The organism is Natrinema hispanicum (genome assembly GCF_004217335.1).
GTDB classification, from domain to species: domain Archaea; phylum Halobacteriota; class Halobacteria; order Halobacteriales; family Natrialbaceae; genus Natrinema; species Natrinema hispanicum.
This window is the reverse complement of sequence record NZ_SHMP01000003.1, coordinates 1,051,986-1,075,876: the sequence shown is the minus strand read 5'-3', so window position 1 is coordinate 1,075,876 and position 23,891 is coordinate 1,051,986. Positions and strand designations below refer to the sequence as shown.

At 64.1% G+C, this 23,891-nt stretch carries 22 protein-coding genes; 10 read left to right on the top strand and 12 right to left on the bottom strand.

All coding sequences use genetic code 11. From position 1 onward, the window contains the following. Window positions 1–41: 41 nt before the first annotated feature. The gene (pyk, locus tag BDK88_RS06155; RefSeq protein WP_130499617.1) at window positions 42–1,799 is read right to left on the bottom strand and encodes a pyruvate kinase; all 1,758 of its coding nucleotides are present in this window, start codon (window positions 1,797–1,799) and stop codon (window positions 42–44) included. A gap of 134 nt (window positions 1,800–1,933) precedes the next feature. Here pyk and BDK88_RS06150 point away from each other — a divergent pair, with 134 nt between their 5' ends. After that, entirely contained in the window at window positions 1,934–2,221 is a 288-nt protein-coding gene (locus tag BDK88_RS06150; RefSeq protein WP_130499616.1) for a GYD domain-containing protein, read from the top strand. Between the two features lie 83 nt (window positions 2,222–2,304). On the opposite strand, the gene BDK88_RS06145 is transcribed toward BDK88_RS06150, so the two are convergent. The 3 genes from BDK88_RS06145 to mfnA all read right to left on the bottom strand — a co-directional run bounded on the left by BDK88_RS06145 (window position 2,305) and on the right by mfnA (window position 6,578). Then, on the bottom strand, window positions 2,305–3,069 hold the full coding sequence (locus BDK88_RS06145; protein WP_130499615.1) for a potassium channel family protein: 765 nt from the start codon (window positions 3,067–3,069) through the stop codon (window positions 2,305–2,307). 118 nt (window positions 3,070–3,187) lie between these two features. After that, window positions 3,188–5,290 (bottom strand): methionine--tRNA ligase, encoded by a 2,103-nt coding sequence (gene metG / locus BDK88_RS06140; protein WP_130499813.1) that lies wholly within the window; start codon window positions 5,288–5,290, stop codon window positions 3,188–3,190. Between the two features lie 202 nt (window positions 5,291–5,492). Continuing rightward, window positions 5,493–6,578, bottom strand: a complete 1,086-nt coding sequence (gene mfnA / locus BDK88_RS06135; protein ID WP_130499614.1) for a tyrosine decarboxylase MfnA — start codon at window positions 6,576–6,578, stop codon at window positions 5,493–5,495. A gap of 175 nt (window positions 6,579–6,753) precedes the next feature. On the opposite strand from mfnA, the gene gatD reads away from it, so the two are divergent. The 3 genes from gatD (at window position 6,754) to BDK88_RS06120 (ending at window position 9,265) form a co-directional block, all read left to right on the top strand. Then, window positions 6,754–8,010 carry a Glu-tRNA(Gln) amidotransferase subunit GatD gene (gatD, locus tag BDK88_RS06130; protein WP_130499613.1) on the top strand — a complete coding sequence of 419 codons (1,257 nt, stop codon included), beginning with the start codon at window positions 6,754–6,756 and terminating at the stop codon, window positions 8,008–8,010. Window positions 8,011–8,093: 83 nt separating this feature from the next. Next, on the top strand, window positions 8,094–8,273 hold the full coding sequence (locus tag BDK88_RS06125; protein ID WP_008008963.1) for a hypothetical protein: 180 nt from the start codon (window positions 8,094–8,096) through the stop codon (window positions 8,271–8,273). A gap of 41 nt (window positions 8,274–8,314) precedes the next feature. Further along, window positions 8,315–9,265, top strand: coding sequence for a GNAT family N-acetyltransferase (locus BDK88_RS06120; RefSeq protein WP_130499612.1), 951 nt, complete (start codon window positions 8,315–8,317; stop codon window positions 9,263–9,265). A 47-nt stretch (window positions 9,266–9,312) separates the two neighbouring features. Here BDK88_RS06120 and BDK88_RS06115 read toward each other — a convergent pair whose 3' ends face one another. The 3 genes from BDK88_RS06115 to BDK88_RS06105 form a co-directional block, all read right to left on the bottom strand. After that, window positions 9,313–9,594: a ubiquitin-like small modifier protein 1 gene (locus BDK88_RS06115; protein ID WP_130499611.1), complete on the bottom strand. Its 282-nt coding sequence runs from the start codon at window positions 9,592–9,594 to the stop codon at window positions 9,313–9,315. Window positions 9,595–9,625: 31 nt separating this feature from the next. Next, window positions 9,626–10,870, bottom strand: coding sequence for a TrkA C-terminal domain-containing protein (locus BDK88_RS06110; protein ID WP_130499812.1), 1,245 nt, complete (start codon window positions 10,868–10,870; stop codon window positions 9,626–9,628). Window positions 10,871–10,937: 67 nt separating this feature from the next. Beyond that, window positions 10,938–12,209, bottom strand: coding sequence for a potassium transporter TrkA (locus BDK88_RS06105; RefSeq protein ID WP_130499610.1), 1,272 nt, complete (start codon window positions 12,207–12,209; stop codon window positions 10,938–10,940). Window positions 12,210–12,427: 218 nt separating this feature from the next. Between BDK88_RS06105 and BDK88_RS06100 the strand changes: the two genes are divergently transcribed. Continuing rightward, window positions 12,428–13,612, top strand: a complete 1,185-nt coding sequence (locus BDK88_RS06100; protein ID WP_130499609.1) for an NAD-binding protein — start codon at window positions 12,428–12,430, stop codon at window positions 13,610–13,612. A gap of 567 nt (window positions 13,613–14,179) precedes the next feature. Here BDK88_RS06100 and BDK88_RS06095 read toward each other — a convergent pair. The 3 genes from BDK88_RS06095 to deoC form a co-directional block, all read right to left on the bottom strand. Next, a complete protein-coding gene (locus BDK88_RS06095; RefSeq protein ID WP_130499608.1) occupies window positions 14,180–15,385 on the bottom strand; it encodes a Cdc6/Cdc18 family protein in 1,206 nt (401 codons plus the stop codon). Between the two features lie 586 nt (window positions 15,386–15,971). Beyond that, window positions 15,972–17,381 (bottom strand): HPP family protein, encoded by a 1,410-nt coding sequence (locus tag BDK88_RS06090; protein WP_130499607.1) that lies wholly within the window; start codon window positions 17,379–17,381, stop codon window positions 15,972–15,974. Window positions 17,382–17,419: 38 nt separating this feature from the next. Continuing rightward, window positions 17,420–18,061, bottom strand: a complete 642-nt coding sequence (gene deoC, locus BDK88_RS06085) for a deoxyribose-phosphate aldolase (protein ID WP_130499606.1) — start codon at window positions 18,059–18,061, stop codon at window positions 17,420–17,422. 72 nt (window positions 18,062–18,133) lie between these two features. Between deoC and BDK88_RS06080 the strand changes: the two genes are divergently transcribed. The 5 genes from BDK88_RS06080 to BDK88_RS06060 all read left to right on the top strand — a co-directional run bounded on the left by BDK88_RS06080 (window position 18,134) and on the right by BDK88_RS06060 (window position 22,417). Continuing rightward, window positions 18,134–19,165, top strand: a complete 1,032-nt coding sequence (locus BDK88_RS06080; protein WP_130499605.1) for a ribose 1,5-bisphosphate isomerase — start codon at window positions 18,134–18,136, stop codon at window positions 19,163–19,165. Between the two features lie 185 nt (window positions 19,166–19,350). Then, entirely contained in the window at window positions 19,351–20,172 is an 822-nt protein-coding gene (locus tag BDK88_RS06075) for a DUF63 family protein (protein WP_130499604.1), read from the top strand. A gap of 87 nt (window positions 20,173–20,259) precedes the next feature. Then, a complete protein-coding gene (locus tag BDK88_RS06070) occupies window positions 20,260–21,141 on the top strand; it encodes a carbohydrate kinase family protein (protein WP_130499603.1) in 882 nt (293 codons plus the stop codon). 148 nt (window positions 21,142–21,289) lie between these two features. Further along, window positions 21,290–21,592, top strand: a complete 303-nt coding sequence (locus BDK88_RS06065) for a HalOD1 output domain-containing protein (RefSeq protein WP_092932632.1) — start codon at window positions 21,290–21,292, stop codon at window positions 21,590–21,592. 96 nt (window positions 21,593–21,688) lie between these two features. After that, window positions 21,689–22,417: a nucleoside phosphorylase gene (locus tag BDK88_RS06060; RefSeq protein ID WP_130499602.1), complete on the top strand. Its 729-nt coding sequence runs from the start codon at window positions 21,689–21,691 to the stop codon at window positions 22,415–22,417. Window positions 22,418–22,485: 68 nt separating this feature from the next. Here the strand turns inward: BDK88_RS06060 and BDK88_RS06055 are convergent, their stop codons facing one another. Beyond that, the gene (locus BDK88_RS06055) at window positions 22,486–22,926 is read right to left on the bottom strand and encodes a universal stress protein (protein WP_130499601.1); all 441 of its coding nucleotides are present in this window, start codon (window positions 22,924–22,926) and stop codon (window positions 22,486–22,488) included. A gap of 95 nt (window positions 22,927–23,021) precedes the next feature. Further along, complete coding sequence (locus BDK88_RS06050; protein ID WP_130499600.1) at window positions 23,022–23,819, bottom strand: HNH endonuclease; 798 nt, start codon at window positions 23,817–23,819, stop codon at window positions 23,022–23,024. Window positions 23,820–23,891: the final 72 nt, after the last annotated feature.

Below are 23,891 nucleotides of genomic sequence, written 5' to 3'. Positions count from 1 at the left end.
CCGGCAACGAGTGAGCACAGGGAGTCGGTACAGCAGCGGTATCAAGCCCGCTCGTGTCGGTCCCCAATATCGCCGCCGTAGACGACGCCGTGTTCGGCATCAAGAGTCACCGGTTCGCCATCGGTGAGTGCCGAGACCTCGGCATCGCTGACCATCGGGATCCCCAGTTCGCGTGCGACCAGCGCCGGATACCCGGTCATCCCTCGCTCGGCGTTGACGATGCCGCCGAGCCGGCTCGTCTCGCCCGAAAACTCCTCGTCGAAGTCGGCCGGCAGTGCGACGATAGCCCCATCGGGCACCGCCGAGAGGTCGCCATCCGACAGGTGGACGACGGGACCGGTCGCCCGCCCCTCGACGACGACCTGGCCGGTCGTCAGCGTGTCGGCTGCGACGTGGACTTTCAGCATGTTCGTCGTGTTCGCCCCCTCGAGTTCGGTCATCATTCCACAGAGGACGACGACGGTATCGCCGCTTTCGGCGACGCCAGCATCAAGGGCGGCCTGGACGGCGTTTTCGACGACTGCGTCGGCCCCCTGTCCCGAGACGTCGGCGTACAGCGGCGTCACACCCCAGCTCAGCGCGAGCTGGCGGCGGACCGTCTGGGTCGGCGTCGAAGCGACGACCGGGACGCCGGGGCGGTACTTCGCCGTCTTCAGCGCCGTGTAGCCGGACTCGGTCGCGGCCACGACGGCGTCCGCGTCGATGTCCCGCGCCAAAAAGCGCGCCGAACGGGCCAGCGCGTCCGTCCGCGCCTCGCCCGAGGCCGGAACGCGTTGCTCGAGCAACTCGTCGTACTCGTCGGACTCTTCGACCTGTCGGACAATACTGTCCATTGCGTCGACGACGGCCACAGGGTGGTCGCCGACCGCCGTCTCGGCCGAAAGCATGACCCCGTCGGTGCCGTCGAGGACGGCGTTAGCGACGTCCGACGCCTCCGCGCGCGTCGGCCGACGAGCCGTGACCATCGAGTCGAGCATCTCCGTCGCCGTAATGACCGGCCGCCCCGTCTCGCGGCACTTGCGGATGATCCGTTTCTGGATCATCGGGACGTCCTCCATCGGGCACTCGACGCCGAGGTCGCCACGGGCAACCATCACGCCGTAGGCAGCGTCGATGATCTCGTCCATGTTCTCGACCGCCCCGGCGCGTTCGATCTTCGCGATGATCGGGATGTCCGCACCCAGGTCCTCGAGCACTTCACCGACCTCGTAGACGTCCTCGGCGTCCCGAACGAAACTCGCCGCGACGAAGTCGACGCCCTTCTCGGCTGCGAGCTCGAGATCTTTCCGATCGGACTCCGTGACGACGTCTAATCCGAGTTCGACGCCGGGAACGTTGACCCCCTTTCGGCCGCCCAGTTCGCCGCCGGTGTCGACGCGGGCGCGAACCCCGTCGCCGTCGGTCTCGAGGACGGTCGTCTCGATCAGCCCGTCGTCCAGCAGGACGCGATCGCCCGGCTCGACAGCATCGATCGGCAACGAGAGTCCGACCGTCTCCGGGGTCGCCTCATCGCCGTCGACGAACCGGATTTCGGAGCCGGTCTCGAGCGTCACCGTCTCGCCCTCGGGCAGCGGCGCGGTCCGAATCTCCGGGCCCTGCGTGTCGAGCATGACCGCGACGGGTTCGGCTCGCTCCTCGTCGACCGCGCGGACGTGGTCGATCAGTGCCGCGCGATCCTCGCGGGTTCCGTGGCTTGCGTTCAGGCGTGCGACGGACATCCCGGCAGCGGCGAGGTTCCGGATCGTCTCACGGTCGTTCGACGCTGGACCCAGCGTACAGACGATTTTCGCGTTTCTCATGTCGAGGGCTACCGCCAGCACTCCCTAAAAGATGGTCACTTACTCGCGTTCGAGTTGCTGTCCGCGTCCCGCCGACCATCGTCCCGTCACCTGCCACGCCAACCGTTTTTTGCGGATCGCCCCTCCGACTCGACATGCCAACCTACACGACGCTCGTCACCCTCGACGACCGCGAGATCCAGAACGCACAGGAACTCGCCTCGATCTGGGGCGAAATTCGGACGGAGTTCGAAACACACGGGGCAGACCTGCGAGACGCCTACGCCGCCCTCGGCGAGTACGACTTCCTCATCGTCTTCGAAACCGATGACAACGAGGCGGCGTTCAAGTCGGCACTGACATTGCACCGCCACGGCCTCGAGGGGAAGACCATGGAGGTCGTCCCGACCGAGGACTTCTCACAGATCGTTGACGAGGTGTGATTCATACGGTCTGCTGTCAGTCAGTACCGGTGCATCCGCAGGACGATCGTGGGTGTACCGGTAAACAGCGACAGGAAACCGTATCAGTCCGCTGGCGGCTCGAGCAGTCGGGTCACGCGCTCGCCACTGACGACTTCGGGGATGATGACTGCGTCGGCACCGGCTTCCTTCGCGACTGACTCGTACATCTCCTCGCCGACGCGAACGATGATTTCGGGCGCGTCGGCCGCCGTCCCGCTGACGACCGCGATCTGGATGTTGATGTTCGAGTCGTCGATCGCGGCGACGAGTTTCGTCGCTCGCTCGACGCCCGCGGCTCGCAGCGTCTGTTCCTGTCTAGCGTCGCCCTCGACGAGGAGATGGCCGTCCGTTCGGACGCGTTCCGCGATGTCTTCGTCGCTCTCGATGACGACGACCGTTCGGCCGGCCGCGGCGAGCCGGTTGGCGATCGTTCGTCCGAACATGCCGTATCCACAGACGATAACGTGTTCGTCGCTGTCGTCGATTCGTCGTTGCATTGTTGCTCGTGAGACCTCCGTTGGAATCCGCCCGCCGAACATCTCGGTGACGACCGTTTCGCCGATCCACAGCCCCGAGAGGACGAGTCCGGCCGTCACCACGATGGCGTAAGCCTTCGTCGCTCGCTCTGCACCGGCGTGCTCCTGGAAGTGCAGTTCAATGCTCGTCAGATCGACCAGCCAGAACGCCGCTTCGAGGAGACCGACACCGCCGAGAACCGAGAAGCCGACGATGCCGGCGACGACGACCGTGATGAAACAGCCGATCGGGACCAGCACCCGTCGCAGGACCGGCCGCCCTGCGAGGTGCAAAACGAATCCTCGGTGCACAACAGAGCCATGGTAGCAACCCACATAGACCTATCTATTAGTGCAAGCGTTAGTCGATCCGCACAGCTAAACCGATTCGCCGCCCAAAGCCGGCAAAAATCCGACGAACAGTGCGCTGTTACTGAATCTTCTCGCCGAGCGCAGCGTCGCCGTGGGTCGTCAGCAGGTCCGCCTCGTCACCCGCCGCGAGGATCATCCCGTTGGATTCGACGCCGAACAGCTCCGCCGGCTCCATGTTTGCCAGCAGCACGCACCGCGTTCCCGGTAGTTCCTCGAGGTCGTGGAGTTGCTTGATCCCGGCGACGACCTGGCGGGTCTCGAAACCGATGTCGACCTCGAGTCGCGCGAGGTCGTCGGCACCTTCGATGCCCTCGGCGGCGACGATCTCGCCGACGCGGATGTCCAGTTCCTGGAAGTCCTCGAATCCGATCCGGTCCTCGAGCAGGGGCTCGAGGTCGTCGGTGTCTGTCATAGCGTCGGCTTCGTCCCCGTCGGTGTCGTCGCTTTCGGTTTCGTCCTCGTCGTCATCGTCGGCAGCGGCGGCTGCGACGCGTTCCTCGAGTTTGGCGGTCAGTTCTTCGACGCGTTCGTCTTCGATCTTTTCGAAGAGTTCACCGGGTTCCTCGAAGGTTGCCGGTGGGGCCGCGAGTGCCGCCTCGAGATTGGCGTCGGCGATCTCGCCGTCCTCGCCGATCTGTGTCCACAGGGCCTGGGCCTTGTCGGGGGTGATCGGCTCGAGGATGACGGCGACGGCCTTGGCGATCTGGACGCAGTCGCGGATGACCTGTGCGGCCGCCTCGGGGTCGTCGTCGGTGAGCTTCCAGGGCTCGTTGCGCTGGATGTACTCGTTGCCGAACTGGGCAAGCTGGGTCGCGACCTGACCGACCCCGCGCATGGAGTAGTCGTTGACGTGCTCGCGGACGTCGGCGATCGCCTCCTCGATGCGCTCCTCGACCTCCGCAGAGACTGCAGTGTCGGGGGTGCCCTCGTAGTTGCGGTAGGCAAACAGCAGCGAGCGGTACCAGAAGTTACCCACGGTGCCGACGAGTTCGCCGTTGACTTTCTCCTGGAAGGCTTCCCACGAGAAGTCGACGTCCTGCTGGAGGCCGCCGGTCGTCGTCAGGTAGTAGCGCAACAGGTCGGGGTGGAACCCTTCTTCGAGGTACTCCTTCGCCCAGATCGCGCGATTCCGGCTGGTCGAGAGGCCCTTCCCGTTGATCGTGATAAAGCCAGTCGCGGCGATCCCGCGTGGTTTGTTGTAGCCTGCGCCCTCGAGCATCGCCGGCCAGAAGATCGTGTGGTGCTGGATGATGTCCCGGCCGATGACGTGCATGATCTCGCCGTCGCCCTTCCAGACTTGTTCCCAGTCGAAGTCGTCGGCGCGCTCGGCGTACTGTTTCGAACTCGAGATGTACTCGATCGGCGCGTCGACCCAGACGTAGAGGACGAGGTCGTCGCCCTCGGTGTCACCCTCCCCGTTCGGGTAATCGATCCCCCAGTCCATGTCGCGGGTGATACACCAGTCCTGCAGGCCGTCTTCGATCCACTGGCGGGGCTGGTTGCGTGCGTTCGAGGTCCCCTCGAGGTCGTCTAAGAAGTCGGTGAGGAAGTCGGCGAACTCCGAGACCTCGAAAAACTTGTGGGTGCGCTCGCGGTACTCCGCGGGGTTGCCCGTGATCGTACTCGTCGGATTTTCGACCTCGCCGGGCTCTAAGTGACGCTGACAGCCCTCGTCACACTCGTCGCCGCGGGCCTTCGCGCCACAGTAGGGACAGGTGCCCTCGACGTAGCGGTCTGGGAGGTACTGGTCGGCATCCGGGTCGTAGGCGACCTGAATCTCTTTCTCGTAGATGTAGCCCTCCTCGTCTAACGTGTGGACGATCTCCTGGGTCGTCTCGACGTTCGTCTCGTCGTGGGTGTGGCCGTAGTTGTCGAAGTCGACGTTGAACTGCGGGAACGTCTCCTCGTACTGGTGGTGCCACTCGAGTGCGAAGTCTTCGGGGTCGACGCCCTCCTGTTCGGCGTTGACGGCGACCGGCGTGCCGTGCATGTCCGACCCGCAGACGTAGATCGAGTCCTGGCCAAGCGTCTGCAGCGCACGATTGAACGCGTCGGCACCGATGTACCCCCGCAGGTGACCGATGTGCAGGTCGCCGTTGGCGTAGGGCAACCCGCAGGTCACGACGGCGGGTTCGTCCGTCGGAAACTCGTCGTTGCTCATGATCGTCACGATGGGACGGCGGGCGTAAAACCCGCCGGTTTCGATCGTCCGGCTGCGGTTGCACTCATTTGGTCTGCCGAGCAGCGGTCGTGTCGCCACTGCGTGTCCACCCTTGGTGTCAGTATGAGCAGCCGCTGTGCCCACTCTCGAGACCACCCATTCCTAAAAGCTGAACCCGGCGACTCGTGTGACGTCTCTCTGATCAATCGTCGCTCGCGACGGGCACGCTCGCACGCACCTCGAGCCGGTCGAGATCGCCGACGAACGACGCCAGCATCTCGCGGCTGACGTGGGGCATACAGACGACACGTAGCTCACCGGTGGCGGTCCGCGAGATTCGCCAGCCCTTCGCTCGCAGCGCGTCGAACGTCGACCGGGGCACGTCGGCCGCGACCAGCGGCAAGGTCGGATCGGCGACCCGGTAGCCGCGTTTCTCGAGGGCGTCGGCGAGCCACTCGGCGTTGTTCTGTGACCGGATGTACTGGCTGCGATAGCCGGTGGGCCAGAGTTCTTCGATCGCCGCGACGGCGCTTGCGACCCCAGCACCCGAGCGGGTGCCCGTCAGCGTCGCCTGCGAGGTCGACTCGAGATAGGGCGTGTCGACGGCGAGTTCGTCGAGTAGGTCCGGCGAACGCACGAGCAACCCGCCCGAGGGCACCGCGGCCTGGCCCATCTTGTGGGGATCGATGGTCATGGTATCGACCGCGGCGTGGCCGAAGTGCCACTCGTAGTCGGTAAACGGCAGGACGAACCCACCCCACGCGGCGTCGACGTGGAGCATGGCGTCGGCCGAGTGGGCGATCTCGCCGAGGGCCGGAATCGGGTCGACGCGGCCGTACTCGGTCGTCCCCGCGACGCCGACCACCAGCGCCGTATTCTCGTCGACACTGGCGCGGACCGCCTCGAGGTCGGCTCGATGCCGGTCGTCAGTCGGGACGATCCGGAGTTCGACGCCGAGCAGATCGGCAGCCTTCTGGAAGCTGAAGTGGCCGGACTCCGGCATGACGACGTTTGGCGTCCGACTGTCGGTCCGCTCACGGGCGATGCGGACGGCCTGAATGTTCGCTTCCGTGCCGCCGCTGGTAATGTAGCCAGCCGGGTCGTCGAGACCTGCGATCTCGCCCAGTAGGGCAACGGCATCGTCCTCGAGCGCCGAGACGTTGGGATACGTGCCTGGATCACCGGGATTCGTCGCGAGAAACCGCTCGGCCGCGTCGCGCGCCGCCGGGTGGGGTTCCGTACACATCGACGAGAGAACCCGGTCGAACGCTTGCGGCTCGATTTGCATATCACGTATGTAAACGGTCGTCGGTTTATTTGTTGCGTTTGACGACGTTTCACGGGGACCGCGTTGACACCGCCGACGACTGGACGGTCGGTGAGTCGGCCGAGTGGCTCCGACGGTGAGAGGTCACGCCGGCCGAAAGCGTGCCTTCAAGTCCGCCGCCGCGCAACGCCTCCCTATGAACCCAGGCGACCGCGTCCGCGTCGACCGCGCGGATCGCACGTACGAAGGCGTGTTGCTCCCCTCGAGTACGGACGACCACCTCGTGGTGAAACTCGAGGGCGGCTACAACGTCGGCGTCGATCGCGACGGTGCCGACGTCGAAGTCCTCGCCGAAGACGTCTACGAGATCGACGGGACGGACTCGACGGGTCCCGACGAGGAGGGCAGTTCCGAAATCGAGTTCGACGACGACTTGCCGACGATCTCGCTGATCTCGACTGGCGGGACGATCGCCTCGACGGTCGACTACCGTACCGGCGCAGTGACGGCACAGTTCGACGCCGAAGACGTCCTGCGCGCCGTTCCCGACCTTGCGGGCCGGGCGAACTACCGCGGCCGCGTCGTCGCCAACATCCTCTCGGAGAACATGGAACCGCCGCTATGGCAGGACCTCGCACAGGCCGTCTACGAGGAAATCGAGGCCGGCGCGGACGGCGTCGTCGTCATGCACGGCACCGACACGATGCAGTACTCCGCGTCGGCGCTTTCGTTCATGCTCGAGACGCCGGTCCCGATCGTCTTTACGGGCTCGCAGCGCTCGGCCGACCGGCCCTCGTCGGACAACGTCATGAACGCCGTCTCGGCCGTCGAGGCAGCCAAAAGAGACTGTGCGGAGGTCATGGTCTGTATGCACGCCTCCGAATCGGACGATATCTGTGCGCTTCATCGCGGGACGCGCGTGCGAAAGAACCACACGTCGCGCCGGGACGCCTTCGAGACCATCGGCGCGAAGCCGCTCGGCGAAGTCGACTACGAGAACGAGGCAATCACCTTCCGACGCGACTACCAGCAGCGTGGCGCTGTCGATCTCGCGATCGAATCCGAACTCGAGGCCGATATCGAACTCGTCAAGTTTACGCCCGGAATGGACCCCGCGTTCCTCGACGTCGTCGAGGGCAGCGAGGGGCTGATCGTCGAGGGCACCGGTCTCGGCCACGTTCACACCGACCTCATCCCGCGGCTCGAGGAACTGATCGCGGACGGCACGACGGTCGTCATGACCAGCCAGTGTCTCGAGGGCCGGGTCTGCGATCGGGTCTACGACACGGGGCGTGACCTGCTCGAGGCCGGCGTCATCGAAGCGGGCGACACGTTGCCGGGAACGGCCAAGGTCAAGCTGATGTGGGCGCTCGAAAACAGCGAGAACGTCGAGGAAGCGATGGGCACGTCGCTTGCGGGCGAGCTTCAGGAACGATCAGTTCCCTGGGAGTGAGATCGGCTGCCGGCTGACCGGGCGGACAGTTGAGAACCATATTCGGAGCTACACTTTTGGGCGTGGCCGCTGAGTGTCCGCGTATGATTCGCAGTGTGCTCTCGCGCCTCCGTGAGTGGATTTCCGTCGAGGACCCCGAAGAACGAATCGAGGGATCCGGAGCGGCGATCGTCTCGCCGCAACATCGACGGTCGCTCGAGGCAGAACGGGAACTCGACCGGCTCGATAACGTCACCGATACCGATCGGCACAGGGAGCGATAATGGACCCGTTCCGAGCGACTGCGTGAGGTGTTTCGACCGTCATGCCGACAGATTCAGACGCCGACGTCACCATCGAGATCCGCCGTGCAACCCACGACGATTACGACGCCGTCACCGCCTTCACGAGCGACATCTGGGCCGACCGCGGCGGGGACTACATTCCGCGGATCTATCACGAGTGGCTCGAGGACGCACCCGGACAGGGCAAGAAAACCTTCCTCGCAGAGGTCGACGGCGAGACCGCGGGGATCGTGCAGGCCGTGATGCTCTCACCCGACGAGGCCTGGTTTCAGGGAATGCGCGTCGCGGCCGACTACCGCCGGCAGGGCGTCAGCCGCCGGCTGAACGAGGCGACCTTCGCGTGGGCCCGCAAGCAGGGGGCGACCGTCGGTCGGGTCATGATTTTCTCGTGGAACGCCACCTCGCTCGGCGCGGCACGCGCAAGCGGCTTCGAGCCGATCACCGAGTTCCGATTCGCCCATCCGGAACCCGACCCGGAGGCCGACGGGCCGTTTCACGTCTCCCACGATCCCACCGCAGCCTGGCGCTACTGGACCCACAGCGACGCTCGCGAGCATCTGTCCGGACTCGGCCTCGCGCCCGGGGAGTCGTGGGCTGTTCGGGAGCTCACGCGTGCCGACTTCGAGCGGCTGGCCGACGAGACAGCTGTCTTCGCAGTCGAAGGCACCGATGGACTCGCCGGAACGGCTTACCGGTCGCGAACGTACGACAGCGCGATCGGAGCTGACGACTCGAGCGAGTCGGAGTCCGAATCCAAGACATGGGCCGAGTACGGCGTCGCCGCATGGGACGACATCGACGCCGCTCGCTCGCTGTTCGCTGCGATCGCCCGCGACGGCGCCGCCTGCGGTGCCGACGCCACGCGGGTGTTGATTCCCGAAACCGCCCGCTACGTCACCGACGTGCCGTTTGCAGGGGCCGATATCGCCGAGGAACCCGACTTCGTGCTCGGGATCGATCTCACGGAATAGCGCCGACTTACGCCGATTCGAGCCGTCGTATTCGCTCGAGTCGAGCGTCACCCACCACTGACCGGCGGGAACAGCGCCAGCTCGTCGTCACCCTCGAGTTCCGTGTCCAGTCCCTCTTCTTCGACCAGAACGTTCGTGCCGTTGCGAAGCACGTTGATCTGCGAGCGCAACTCGCCGTTTTCGAGTACGCGATCCTCGAGGGCCGGCTTCGCCGCGAGCAGCGCATCGAAGGCGTCACCGACGGTGTCGCCGGCCGCGGCATCGACGGTTACGTGTTTGTCCCCCGCACGTTCCGCGAGGTCTGCGAACAGTTTCCACTCCGTTGGCATACGTGGCGCTATCGCTGCCGGCGGCAAGTAGCTACCGCTCCCCCGACTGTTCGGGCTCCGGCTCGCGCTCGCTGGCTGCATTCGCGGGGCTAGCACGGGTTGTGGCTCGGTCTTGCTCGGCTGTGTCGCCAGCTGCTGAGTCGACCAGCGTTCGGTCGGTTACCCGCCGGAGCGCCTCGGGTCGGCCGAGCACGTAGGCGACGTCACCGGCTGCGAGTCGAACGTCGTCGGTCGGCAGCGGCAGGGCTGTCTCGGCGTCATCGCCCGCGCGCTCGAGGGCAACGACGAGAAGCGGCAACGCGCCGATTGGGTGGCCGATCAACGGATCGTCCGGCGCGACGGAAATCGCCGTCACCGTCTCGTCGGCCGCCCGGAGCAGAGAGACGAGTTGCCGTTCGGCACCAGGGCTGCCCGGCAGCGTCGTGAGGCGATAGGCTCGGTCTGACTCGAGGTCGCGGGCGTCGGCGGCGTCGACGGCAACCGTCGCGACGTCATCGACGGCGGCTCGCAGTTCGCCGCCGGCGACCCGTCGAGCGGGGCCACCCTCGTCGCGGGCCCAGATACTGACTGCATCGCCGGGACTGGCGTCGGCTGCGGGATCGGCCTCGAGCGCGACGGCGACCGTTCCGGGTGCGAGCGTCGGGCCGATTCCCGCCGGTCGGCTCCCGACCGCGAGGTAGTCGACCGTGCCATCGGCAGCCAGTTCGACGTCGACATGACCGACGCCGAAGTCACGCTCGAGGCGGGCAACCAGTCGCTCCCGAAGCTGGTCGATTGAGAGCCGGCGTGGGAAGAGCAAGGTCTGGCCAGTGAGTTCGTCTTTTACCGACTCATCGACGGGGTCGTAGCCGTCGATGTCCGCGATTTCGTCTGGGAGGTCGACGGTGACGACGCGACCAGCCGACCGAACGAGTTGGGTGACGTCGGTGATCGTCCGCGGCGTGGCCGTCAGGAATACGTCTCGAGCGAGGGAATCACCGAGTCGGCGGCCGCCGTCGGCAGCGATCGCACTGGCGACGAACACCGCGACGGTGTAGATGGCAGTACCAGGTTCGGTCAGTCCGGTGTTCCCGATGATCGCCTGTTGCAGTGCGGTCTGGGTGTTGAGCCAGAGCGCGACGATCGTGACGCCGACGAGGACGGCGACGCCGTCGGGGATTCGCTCCGCACTGTACCATCGGTAGGTCGCCGCCACCATGGCCGTCGTCCCAGCCGACAGTACGGCGAACCCGACGATTCGGAGGACTGCGGTCAGCAGCGTCTCCGTCGGAATCATCTGTGCAGGGACTGGATCGATCACGGGCACGGATGGGCACCTCCTCGAGCGTCGCCGAAAACCCGGCTCATCGCACGATCGCCTCCACGAACGCGTCGACCGCAGCGTCCGGGCCCGCGACGAACGCTTCGTCGCCGGCCGCGAGTCGGCGTTCGATCCCGGGAGCGAACACCCAGCCGTGGCGACGACTGTCAGTTTCGATCCCCTGGCGTCGGACGGCGAGGATCGTCACGTCCGGCATCGAGGCGGGTTCAGTGTCGGTTTCCGCCTCGCCGTCTGCACCGACTGTCAGCCGACGGATAACGTAGCCCTCGCCTTTGAGGAGTGCAAACGCCTCGAACTCCCGGCTCGTCCCTCGAGAGCGGACGACGAGGCGGACCGACTCGGCCTCGAGAAGGGGTTTTACGTCTCGGCTGGCGATAGCGATGGTCACGCGGCCGGGTCCGCCGGCGGTCGCCGTGGTCGGTCTCGCTGTGGAGACGACCGACTCGCTTGCGTCGCTTCTGTCGGCGTCGCCTCCATCGGTCGCCACGTCGTCTGCGGGTTCGTCCGGAGCAGGGGCCGTAACGCGATCGTCGTCGCGGTCGGTTCGGACGCTCAGCACCGTTCCAGTGATCGACCGATCGTCGGCGCTGACGGTGACCTCATCGCCGCGGGCGAGGCCCGTCGGGACGAGCGTCGCGATCGAGACGGCACGTTTTCCCGCCGATATCCGCCGCGAGAGGCTGCCGGAGGGCGGTGCTGCTGCGATCGTCGCCCGCGCCCGTTCGTCGATCGCGACCTCGACGGCCGCGAGGTCGTGGTCCGTTCGGAGTCGTTCCTCGAGCCGGGCCTCGAGTTCCGAGAGGGGGAGATCGGCGGGGAGTCGCCACGAGCCGGCTTTGAGCCGCCGACGGAGGTCGGGCGACAGCGGCGGGTAGCCCTCCATGTCACGGATCTCACTGGTCGGACGGACCGTGACCTGACCGACCGAACCGACGAGTTCGACCACGTCAGCCGAGAGGGTGCGCTGTCGCAGGGACGTCAGGGAGAGCCGGCGCGGGAGTTCGGCCCCGAGTTTGTCACCCTGATTGTGGGCATAGAGTGCGAGCATGAGCACGACCAGCACGGCAACGAGTAGCCGCGGCGACTGGGCGATCGTCGGTTCGACGAGACCGAGCAGGCCACCCTGCACGCTGGCGATCGACAGCGCCAGGACGACGACACCGAACCCGGGCAGCGTGACGCCGGTAAAATACCGGACGAGAAAGCCAAGCGAGCCGGCGACGAACGCCGGGACGATGCCAGTCAGGAGCCCGAGATAGAGGCCGAGCAGAATTTCGACCGGAAGGGATGGCATTGTGGGCAGGTGGCGCGGAACGGGTAAAGGAGCATCGGCGAACGGGGTTTCTAGGTCGGCCATGCTCATCGCGCGTTCTCGTTCGGACGGGGCCGAGCGGTCGAGTTCGCGCTCGAAAATCAGTTCGGCGCTGGTGCAGTTTGGTCGCCACCGATTCGGCCGGTCTGAACCGCCTCGAGACGGAGACGTTTAACTAACACCATCGCTGAGCGATGTGTATGGTCGACGACCGGTCGTTGCGGGCGCGCCTGCCGGAGAACTGGCGGCGTGTGCTCACGACGCGGGCAGCCGTGGTGCTCGTCTTGCTCGTCGCGTTGCTCTCGGTCGCGACCGCCGTCGTCAACATCGGGACCAACGCCGTCGGCGGCCCGCTCGAGGAATACGTCCCCGACGCCGTCCGAAACGCCGCGGCCTTCACCGGCGCGCTCACCGGCTTTTTAATGGTCGGCAGCGCGCTGTCGCTTCGACGCGGGCTCCGAGCGGGCTGGTGGGCGACGCTGCTGTTGCTCCCGCTGACCGCAGCACAAGGACTTCTCCAGTTGAGTCCGTACTCGTTCCCGCTGGTCGTCTTCTCGATCGTGTCGATCCCGGTTCTCCTGCTCACTCGCGAGCGATTCGACAAGCCGCTCTCGCTGTCGACAACCCAGCTCGCGGCCGGTGCTGCACTGGTCGGAGTTCAAGTGTACGGGACCATCGGCGGGTACACTCTCCGCGAGCACTTCGACGGGATCAGCAACATCCTCGACGCCTTCTACTTCACGCTGATCACCTCGAGTACGGTCGGCTACGGCGACGTGACACCGAACACGGGGTCGGTACAGGCGATGCTGTTTACGATGTCCGTGCTCATCCTCGGCGTCGCGAGCTTCGGTATCGCCATCGGGGCGCTCGTCGGCCCCTTGATCCAAGACCGTATCTCGAGAACACTCGGAATGATGACCGACTCACAGCTCCAACTCTTAGACGAGCACCTCCTCGTGCTCGGCTACGGCGAACTGACGGAACCGATCGTCGACGAACTCGCAGACACCGGCCATGAATTCGTCGTCGTCACCAACGATCAGGAGGCTGCAACAGCACTCACGAACCGAGATCTGCCGGTCGTCACCGGCGATCCGAGTGATGAGGACCCGCTTCAACGCGCGAAGATCGATCGTGCGACCGCGGCTCTCGTCGCCACGAATCACGACGCCGAGGACGCACTGACCGTCCTCACCGCGCGCCAACTCGCCCCCGGGGCACGGATCGTCGCCGCTGCGACCGACCGCGAGAACGTCGAGAAACTCGAGCGTGCCGGCGCGGACGCGGTGATTAGTCCCGCACAACTGGGTGGCCACCTGCTCGTGCGATCCGCACTCGGCAGCGACGAAAGCGGTCTGATCGATCGGATCCTCGAGAGGTAATCACAGACGACGAAGAGTGGTTCAGAGGACCGTTCTCAGACCGTCGTATAAACTCCTGATTCGATCAGGACAGCAACCTCTTTTACCGGGGACATCGGCTGACGTCGTAGACGCCAGCCTCCATCTCCGGCAAAACCCGTTGATGTTGTCAGAACGCAGCGCGTTCTGACTGCTAATCAGAACTGTAACACAGTTCTAATGATGCCAAACGGCCGCCGTCGCGGGGTTTCATCCCGCCCCGCCGGTGAACCGCTCGCGAAGCGAGCGGATGCGAATTACGACCCGCAGCAGTACGTTCGCACACCTACGTATCTTCTAGTTCGATGTGAGATTAGATATAATCAATCCATGAACAATACTTGTGAAATCATCTCTGTCATCCTCGTCACTGGTAGAGCGAGCCAGCCACCCCTCGCACCGAGTGAGTGAGACGGACTGCTGTACCGATATCTCGGTGGGGCCGCAGGACAGTCGCGGCCCCACCGGCACTGACCGCCAGTAGTCCTCTGAGACGCTGGTTCTGTGACTGTCGCTCCAGCAAAGGCCCACTCGCATTTCAGAGGAGTATCAAGGACCGCGATCAGCGTTGAGGGCATTGAACACGATATCCGGATCACGCATCAGCCGATGAACGAGATAACTCCCCTCTCGATCACCTCCACCAGTATGCTCGCTTTCAGTAATCCCGAGGAACGCTTGTTCTTTGAGGAGTCGCCTAACTCGATCATGTGACAAGGGGTCCGATCCCTCCTGAGTCGCGATCGTCGTGTAGAGATCGTATATTTTCGCTGTCCGGAACTGTTTTTTCTCCTCTGACGCGGTCAGTGCAGCAAGCGCTCGTAAGATGAACTTCACGTGCGGTGTCTGTCCACTCACGAGGCGATGGAATCGATTGACCTCTGCTTGGGTAATCGCTTCATCAACGTGCGCTTCAGTTACCTGCCCGTCGCCGTTCTTCTCTGCAAGACGGCCTGCTTCGTAGAACGTCTCGACAGCTTTGCGTGCATCACCATGTTCTCGAGCTGCAAGCGCTGCCGTCTTCGGAATGACTTCGTCCGAGAGGACACCAGGTTTGAACGCGTCTTTCCGGTTTTCAAGGATCGCGCGTAATTGTTTTGCGCCGTATGGATCGAACACGAGCTCGTTATCCTGCAAACTCGAATCCACGCGCTCGTTCAACCGTTCTCGATATTCGATCTTATTACTGATACAGATAACGCCGATGAACGTGTCTGATTTCCCACTCTCGCGCGCTCTCGAGAGGCTCCGAAGCAAATCTTCGTTCTCGAGCTTATCGATTTCGTCGAGGATGACAACAAGTGAGTCGACATCGTAATCAGAAAGCAGGTCCCACGTGATGTCACGATAATCCACGGCACTCAATCCTGTTTGGGGGATGGACTCCCCTGCTTCGAGATGCTCGTTCAATTCCCGGGCTAATTCACGGCTTGCTTGTGTTTCTGTCTGATAATCAGAACAATCGACGTATGCATATTTGAGCGCCGCTCCATTGGTCGCGGCTCGTCTGGACGCTTGACGCGTGACACATCTCGAGACGAGCGATTTTCCGGTCCCTGTTTTTCCGTAGATGATCGTCGTTTCTGGCGGCCCACCTTCGGTTGCAGCGGCAAGCGCACTCCCAACCGATCGGATTTCCTCGTCACGGCCCACAACGCGGTCAAGCTCAGGAACGTGACCGACTCGAACCAGCTCTCGGTTTGCGAAGATATCACCAGTATCAAATATATCAGTCAGTTCCCCATCCTCTGCCATGAACCGAGATTACGTTCCAGGAAATTAAACGCACCGAACCAGATGCTGACTGAGACATGAAATTCGAGTGCAAGAGCACCTGTTAACGGTATTCAATAGTCCTTAATAAGAATCGTCGAGAACAGTCCCACCCCTCATACCGAGTGAGTTGCGAATCTACTTGGTATCTAATTCGCACAGCCTATATAAACACTCCGTAGATCGATAGGCCGGCTTCAAAAAACGACTACTGTACTGTAATAACTAACATTAATATAGTAAGATACAATACTAACTATTAAATTCATTTTACTGAAGGGAGTACAAAACCTCCTTGAAGGACTGTGGCGGGCGTTCCACGGAAAGACACGGTTCTAGTTGAGACGATCTCACTCGGTACGAGGGGGGTGTCCGGAGGAGTATCACGACACTGACTCACTCGGTACGAGGGGTCACAACAATAACTGATAATCATACAGATACAGCGCGGAACTCCTCTCCTTTCTGTCACTACGATTCTTCTTCTAGAAATATCGTTGTCTAGCAACGGCTAGTAATACTAGCTGTTTATATAATAAAGACCGATGGACAGGGACAACCGGAACCATCAGCGATGCCGTCCCCGGTGAACGATCGCCACGTCGGCCTCGAGGTCGCTGAGTTTGCGAAACGTCGGCGGCGAGACGAACCGCGAGGCGGCCGATCGGTCGGTGCTCGAGCCGACGAAGCAGACGTCGTACCGGGGTGCGACACGGGAGAGATAGGTCTCGACCGGCGCGGTCACGACGTGTGTTTCGAATCGGCCCGAGAACGCATCGACGAGATCGGCGAGCGTGTTTTCGGCCGGTCGGCGACGCGACTCGTCGTCGATACAGGTACTGACGGTGACCGGGCGTCCGGGTTCGGTGATACGGATCGCGAAGTCGACCATCGCGCGAGCGGTGTCGCCGGCACCCCGAACCGCGACCAAGCTGCTTCGCCAGTGTCGCCGCCGGATACCGTTCGACCGGAACGCGATGACGTCGATCTCGCTGTCGAACAATCCTTTGAGAAACGACGAGAGCCCGCCGTTCTCGTGTTCGGCATACGGCGCGACGACGAGATCACAGTTCTGCTGGCGGGCGGTTCTGAGGACGAGACCCGCGGACTGGTCGCGTGCGGCCGCGACGACGGCGTCACAGGAGACGTCGTAGGCGGTCTCGAGATCGGCCGCCAGTGACTCGAGATGACGGGCCGCGTCGTCGGCTGCCCGTTCGATAGGGGGGAACTCGTCGTCACTGTCGACATCGACGTCGTCGTGCTGTTCGTCGACGACGTCAAAGAGCACGACCTTGCCAGCGTCGTGGGCGGTGGCGATCGACGCGGCGAACCGGGCGACGGTCTCGTCGGCGTCGTTCATCGGGACGAGCACGTGATCGTCACCGCTCGTCGTCCCATAGAGATAGCGGGCGCGCTGTTGGTAGAAGTGACGCCGCCAGACGACGAACGCGACCGCGACGAACGCACTTGAGATGACGATCCCGATAACGTACGCCAACTGCGCGTTGCCGGTCAGGAGCACGAGCAGTGCTGTCGAGAACGCTGCCGGCTCCTCGAGATCGAGCGCCCACGTACAGACGCCGGTGAAGAACACGCCAAGTGCCGCACCAGTTGCACTGACGCGGCCACCCCCAAGTCCGACCAGCGTCGCCAGCGCGAGCGCGAGCCAGCCACAGAGCGCGCCGACGGTCATCCCCCCGACGAACGTCGACGGCGTGGCGTACGTTCCCTCGGGATCGGCAAAGAGCGTGTACGTCCCCGACGCCAGCGGCGGAAACAGGAGGAACGAGACCGCTGCGGTCGCGTTCGCCAGCCACGTCACCACCGCGATCAACAGCGGGACGAACAGCAACACCGAGAGATGCAAGAGATTGCCCGTCCGCTCGATCCAGCGCAAGAAGGCGTCGAGTTCGCGCCGCTCGAGGCGTTGCAGTCGTCTCGCGAGCGCCCACAGCCGCTCTCGAACCCCCTCGAGCATAGCGTTTCGTTGGTCCGGGCACGACCAAAACTGTTTGGCTACGCCTGTGTCGGTGCACCCTCGAGGATCGCCACGCCACTCGAGGCACCGATGCGATCGGCACCGGCTTCGAGCATGGCGACGGCCTCGTCGTAGCTGCCAATGCCGCCGCTTGCCTTGACGGGGAGGAACTCGCTCATGAGGGCGACGTCGTCGACCGTCGCACCGCCGTCGGCGAAGCCGGTCGAGGTTTTGACCATCGTCGCGTCGGCAGCCGCGGCAGCCTCGCAGGCCCGGCGTTTCTCCGCGTCGGTCAGGAGCGCGGTTTCGATGATGACCTTGACAGGAATCGGGACGGCGGCGACCAGTTCTGCGAGTTCGTCCCTGACCGCGTCGTCCTCGCCGGCTTTCAGTCGGCCGACATTGAGAACGACGTCGAGTTCGTCAGCTCCAGCCCGCCACGCTGTCACACCTTCGTCCCGTTTCACAGCGGGATCGTGGTGGCCATGTGGGAAGCCAACGACCGTCATGAGCGTCACCTCGGGAGCGTACTCGACAGCCAGCTCGAGCGCGTACGGCGGGACACAGGCGTTCATTCCGTACTGTTGGGCCTCATCAAGAGTCATGCGAACGTCGTCGGGCGTCGTCGCGGGACCGAGAACGGTGTGATCGATCAGGGGCGCGAGGTCGCTGCGATTCATACCGATGTGGACTCGCCGGATGGGCAAAAACCCGCCCGGTCACTTTTCACGACCTGTGTGTAATCGTCTCACATGGATGGTCCCGAATCCGGTGTCGTACCGGCCGTCGAATCCACCGCCGACGATATCACTGCGATGCGGATTCGCGGTGCCGCGGCGATCGCCGATGCAGCCGCCACAGCACTCGCAACGCAGGCCGAACGCTCCACGGCCGACAGCCCCGCGGCGTTCGAACAGGAACTCCGGGCAGCGGCGACGACGCTATACGAGACGCGGCCGACCGCGGTGAGCCTCCCGAACGCCCTCCGGTATGTCCTTCGCGGGATGGACGGCGACACCGTCGCTGCCCTTCGGTCGTCGACGATTGCCCGGGCCGAGCGCTTCAAGCGCGATCTCGAACAGGCCCAGGATCGCCTCGGCGAGATCGGTTCCCACCGGCTCCAGGACGGCGACACCGTGATGACCCACTGTCACTCGACGGACGCGCTCGCGTGCGTCGAGGCCGCCCTCGAGGCGGGCAAAGCCCTCGAGGCGATCGTCAAGGAGACCCGCCCGCGCAAGCAGGGCCATATCACGGCCCGACAGTTGCGCGAGTGGGACGTGCCGGTGACGTTGATCGCGGACAACGCGGCCCGACGCTATCTCGACCGGACGGATCACGTCCTTGTCGGTGCCGACAGCATCGCAGCCGACGGCAGCGTGATCAATAAGATCGGCACGAGCGGGGTGGCGGTCAACGCCCGCGAACGGGGCGTGCCGGTGATGGTTGCAGCCCAGACGATCAAACTCCACCCGGACACCATGACCGGCCACACCGTCGAGATCGAGATGCGATCGGAGCGCGAACTGCTGTCCGACGAGGAGCGAGCGGCGATCATCGGCGACGCGACGGGCGAGGTTGCAGAGACGGAGGCAACCGAGGACAGCGACCAAACCCAAGTGACCGACAGCGGGCTGACCGTCGAGAACTCCGCCTTCGACGTCACACCGCCGCGATACGTCGACGCGATCGTGACCGAACGCGGTCAGTTTCCGCCCGAAAGCATCGTGACGCTCATGCGGGAGCTGTTCGGCGAACCGACGGACGATCCATGGGAGAGCTGAGACGAGCTACTATACCACCGTCTCGGAGCATCCACACTTGGCACTGAGATCGGCATCACTGACCGCAATTGTCTCCCGATCGCAATGGCCCTGCGATCGATGTCTCATCCGTTCTATCACCGATTCCGCTCGTGTTTATCCGGCAATCGGAAAGTGTTAGTTACTGGTGTGAGCAACACCTCGCTATGGTAGTTCCCGAGGGGTTCGTCGTCCCACCATGGTACCTGCTGGTCCCGGTCGTCGTGATACTGGGGGGCGTCATCGCACTGCTGTGGGCGCTCGAGCCGCCGGTAACTGATCGCACGGTGCTTTCGTTTGCACCCTGGATGCTGTTCGGCTCGAGTCTCCACGTGCTCTACAAGCTGGACGCGTTTCCAGCGACCATCGAACCCCTGTTCAGCGCGCCAATGGTCTATGCGGTGACCGCGGTCGTCGCGGGACTCGCCTGGATCGTCGCGATCTTTCTCCACGTCGGTGGCCTGCAGCCGACGATCGCGCGGTTCGTCGGCATCTCCGGCACGGCGTTTTTCACCGTCTTCGCGATGTTCGCTATCTTCCAGAGCATCGAGTTGGGGACCTTCGCGCCGTTTTGGCCCGTCGTTTCCGTCATCGTCGCCGGCATCCTCACCGCCATCGCATGGCTCGTACTGGGCCTCTGGTTTACCGACGTCGCGGCGACGACGGGCATGACCGGGGCGCTTGTCGTTTTCGGGCACACGTTAGACGGCGTGTCGACCGCGGTCGGCTACGACGTCCTCGGGGCCAGCGAGAACGTCCCGCTCTCGTTGCTGATCTTAGAGGCCGGGAAAGCGCTTCCGACCGCTGGCGTTATCGGTGCCGGATGGCTGTTCGTCCTCGTCAAAGTCGGCCTCGCGATGGTCATCCTCGGGCTGTTTCGGGAATACGTCGAGGAGCGCCCCCGACAGGCCCGGACGCTCCTCGCGCTGGTCGCCGCGGTCGGCCTCGGTCCAGCCGTTCACAACACACTGCTGTTCATGGTGGGGTGACATGACTACTGTCGGTCAGTTCCGGCAGAGTGACGGTCACCGTCACTAGGTTTTTATCGACGGCTCTCGTGCACCTTCTATCATCGAATGGCTTCTGTATCGGTTCTCGTGGCCGGACACGTCAACTGGGACGTAACCCTCCGGGTCGACAGGCTCCCCGAACCCGACGGCGAGGCCGCGATCCGCTCACAGCGCCAGTCTGGCGGTGGCAGCGCCGCCAACGTCGCCGCCGTACTCACCGGGTTAGGCATCGAGACTGAGCTGATCGGCAGCGTCGGCGACGACGACCATGGCCTGCTCGCCCGCCGAGAACTCGAGACAGCGGGTGTCTCCGTCTCGGGCGTTCGCGTGATCGAGGACGCCGACACGGCCGTCAAGTACCTGCTGGTCGACGAGGACGGCGAGGTCGCGATTCTGGGCAACGACGGCGTCAACGAAGCCGTCACGCCCGACGACCTCGAGCCGAGCCGGATCCGGGCGGCCGACCACGTCCATCTGACCGGCCAGCGACCCGACACTGCCGCGGCGATCGCACGTACTGCCAGCGAGGCCGGGAGGTCCGTCAGTTTCGATCCCGGCCGCCGACTCGTAGACCGGGACTACGGCGATGCGCTCGCGCTCGCCGACGTCGTCTTCGTGACCGACCGAGAGGCAACAGCACTGCTTGCAGACGAGTCGACGGCGGCGCTGGCCGACGATCGGATCGTCGTCGTCACCTGTGGTGCCGATGGCGCGGAAGCGTACACCCCGGAGGGGTCGCTCGTCCATTCGGGGTTCGACATTGAGCCGGTCGATACGGCCGGTGCGGGCGACGCCTTCGCGGCGGGCTTTCTTTCGACCTGGCTCACGGATGGCGGCGTCGATCGCGCACTCGCCTACGGCAACGCCTGCGGGTCGCTGACTGCGAGTCGTGACGGCGCGCGGAGTGCACCGACGGCCGAGGCCGTCGAAGACGTTCTCACAAACTGATGTGTTGGTAAACCGTTCTTGTGGACATTGGACCTACCGCAATCGGCTACCGCCGGGTGGTTCTCACCGGGTGCCGTCTGACGGTAGTTATATACGGAGAGGCGTGGCCCACTCGAGTAAGACGGTCACGATTTCGTGACTGAGAGACATGACGAAAGGAAGGGTAACCGAGTCCCACGGATGCGGCCTCAGACGGCACATCCAGTACGAACGAGACGCTGACGAGCCGCCGAGTATCGCCGCTGCAATGGCACTGGCCCAGTACTTCGGTGACGACGTTACTGCGACCAGTACACGGCTATACGACTACATCGACCCGGACGCACTCGATAGTCTCTTTGCCGAGACGAATCGTGGTGCTAGACGGCCGACTGGAACAGTCGAATTCGAGGTCGACGACGCCGTCGTCACGATCCGATCCGACCGCATCGACGTATGCCCCGCGAGGTAACCGCCGTGGGCACACGTCGGTAAGGGACGGGTTGGGGGATAGCACGAGAACCGAGACGACGAACCTTTTTTCTCAGTACCGACGGAAGCCATCGGTATGGCGACGCAGCCACATCTGCTGGTCGACGACGGAGAGCTGACGGATATCGCGCTCATCCCGGGCGATCCCGGGCGGGTCGATCGCATCGCCGATCACTGCGACGAGGCCGAAACGATCGCCCAAAACCGAGAGTACAAGGTCGTCAACGCCACCTACGAGGGGCGAGAACTGACGATTTGTTCGACGGGGATCGGCTGTCCCTCCGCCGCGATCGCCATCGAGGAACTGGCAAACGTCGGCGTCGAGACGTTCCTCCGGGTCGGCACCACGGGGGCACTCCAGTCGGACATCGAAATCGGCGACATGATCGTCGCGACCGGCGCGGCGAAAAACGAAGGCACCACGAAACGCTACGAGGCCGTCGAGTACCCCGCCGTGCCTGACTACGACGCGCTGTCGGCGCTGGTCGACGCCGCCGAAGCGAACGACGAGGACGTCCACGTCGGCCCCGTCACCTCCGACGACGCCTTTTACGCTGAGACTGGGGATACCGTCGACGACTGGGAGGACGCTGGCTTACTCGCCGTCGAAATGGAAGCCGCCGCCGTCTTCTCGCTTGCCCGCCGCAAGGGTCTCCGCGCCGGCGCGATCTGTACCGTCGACGGCAACCTCGTCGAAGGCACCCAGAAAGGAACCGACACCGACGACGACGAACTCCCCGACAAGGCCAAGAACAACGTGGGTCGCGCGATCGATATCACACTCGAGGCAGCGACCAACCTATGACAGCCTCCTCGGCGGAACCGCCGAGGGTTCCCGAGTCAAGCGAGTAGCTGGCGACGGCGAGAGTCTCGTTACGTCTCCTGATCGGACCGCGGCAACACGACAAGCGGCCGATCGGTCTGCGAGAGGAGTTTGCGTTCGACATCGCCGGAGAGCAGCTTCAGCCACCGGTTCGCGCTACGGGGCGTAAAGACGATCGCCGTCGCGTCGAGTTCGTGTGCAGCGTCAAGAATCGTCGCCGCAACGTCGGTACCATACAGGATCTCCGTCTCGAGGGAGACCGGTTCGTCGGCCAGTCGTGCGTCGACGTGGTCGAAGATACGCATAGCGTGTTCTTCGCGCTGTTCGACGCCTGCTTTGTCGGGTGCGCCACCGGCCTTTTCGATCACGTGGACGGCGTGGATCGTCGGTCGCTCGTCGTCGCCGATCGCCTCCAAAATCGCCTGACACGTCTCGTCGGCATCGTCCTCGCTCGCGATCGGGACCACAATTGTCTCGAGGAGGCTACCCATCGATCCACCCTCCGATGTGGTTGCGCTCGAAGTGTTCAGTCATCGTCAAGCCGTTTCGGCGGTGTGAGTATAAATCTCCGCCACCAGCCGTGTACTCACAGCTCCGCCGTGAGCTGTGTTGCGAGTGCCGTCGCCCGATCGGTCAGCGTGTCGGTCGTCTCGGAAGCGTCCTGCAGCGTCTCGTTTATCGTGCCGAAGAGTCGATCGAACGCGATCGACCCACCAGGATGGTGCCAGGCAGCCGTCTCGCAGGCCTCGAGTCCACAGGTCGAACACGTCTTCCCCTCGAGCGAGTCGAAACAGCCGTGACAGCGCTCGAGTGCCGACACGACCGTCTCGCTCAGTTCGATGACCTCGACGAGCCCCGACTGGAGGGCTGTTGCCGTCTCGGTGAACGCTTCGAGCGACGGCCGAACGTCGGGGTCAACGGCCGATTCGAGGGCAGCGAGGTCCTCGAGGTGGGCGTCGACGATCGCGATCGCAAGCAAGACATCGCGCCGGGTGCGGCGGTAGTTCGACACCGCGTCGCTGTCGCCCTGGGTCCCGTCGTCGCGAGCGGACTCGAGGGTCGCGGGCAGCGATGTCGACAGCGACGCGACGGTCGCGACGTCCGAAACCGTCGCTCCCTGCAGCCGGGTCGTCTCGCGGACGCGGTGAAACAGCGTCTCGGCGCTGACGGAGGGTGTCACCGGACCTGCCTCGAGTATCTCGAAACAGTCCGCACAGACGGTGACGAGCGCGCTTTCGTGAACGGTCCCCTCGAGTGGCACGTCACCGACGGGAGAGAGTCGAAGCGACGTCGCGTCGTCGCCGACGGTCTCGCAGTGGCGACACGTGAACGCGTCGCGGTCGAATACGGACTCTCGGTCGGCGGTCCAGTCGCGTGCAGTCACGAGCGAGCGAAGACAGCGCGGCGACAAAAACACACCGGCAGAAGAGACGATCAAGACACACCGACGGCGAGA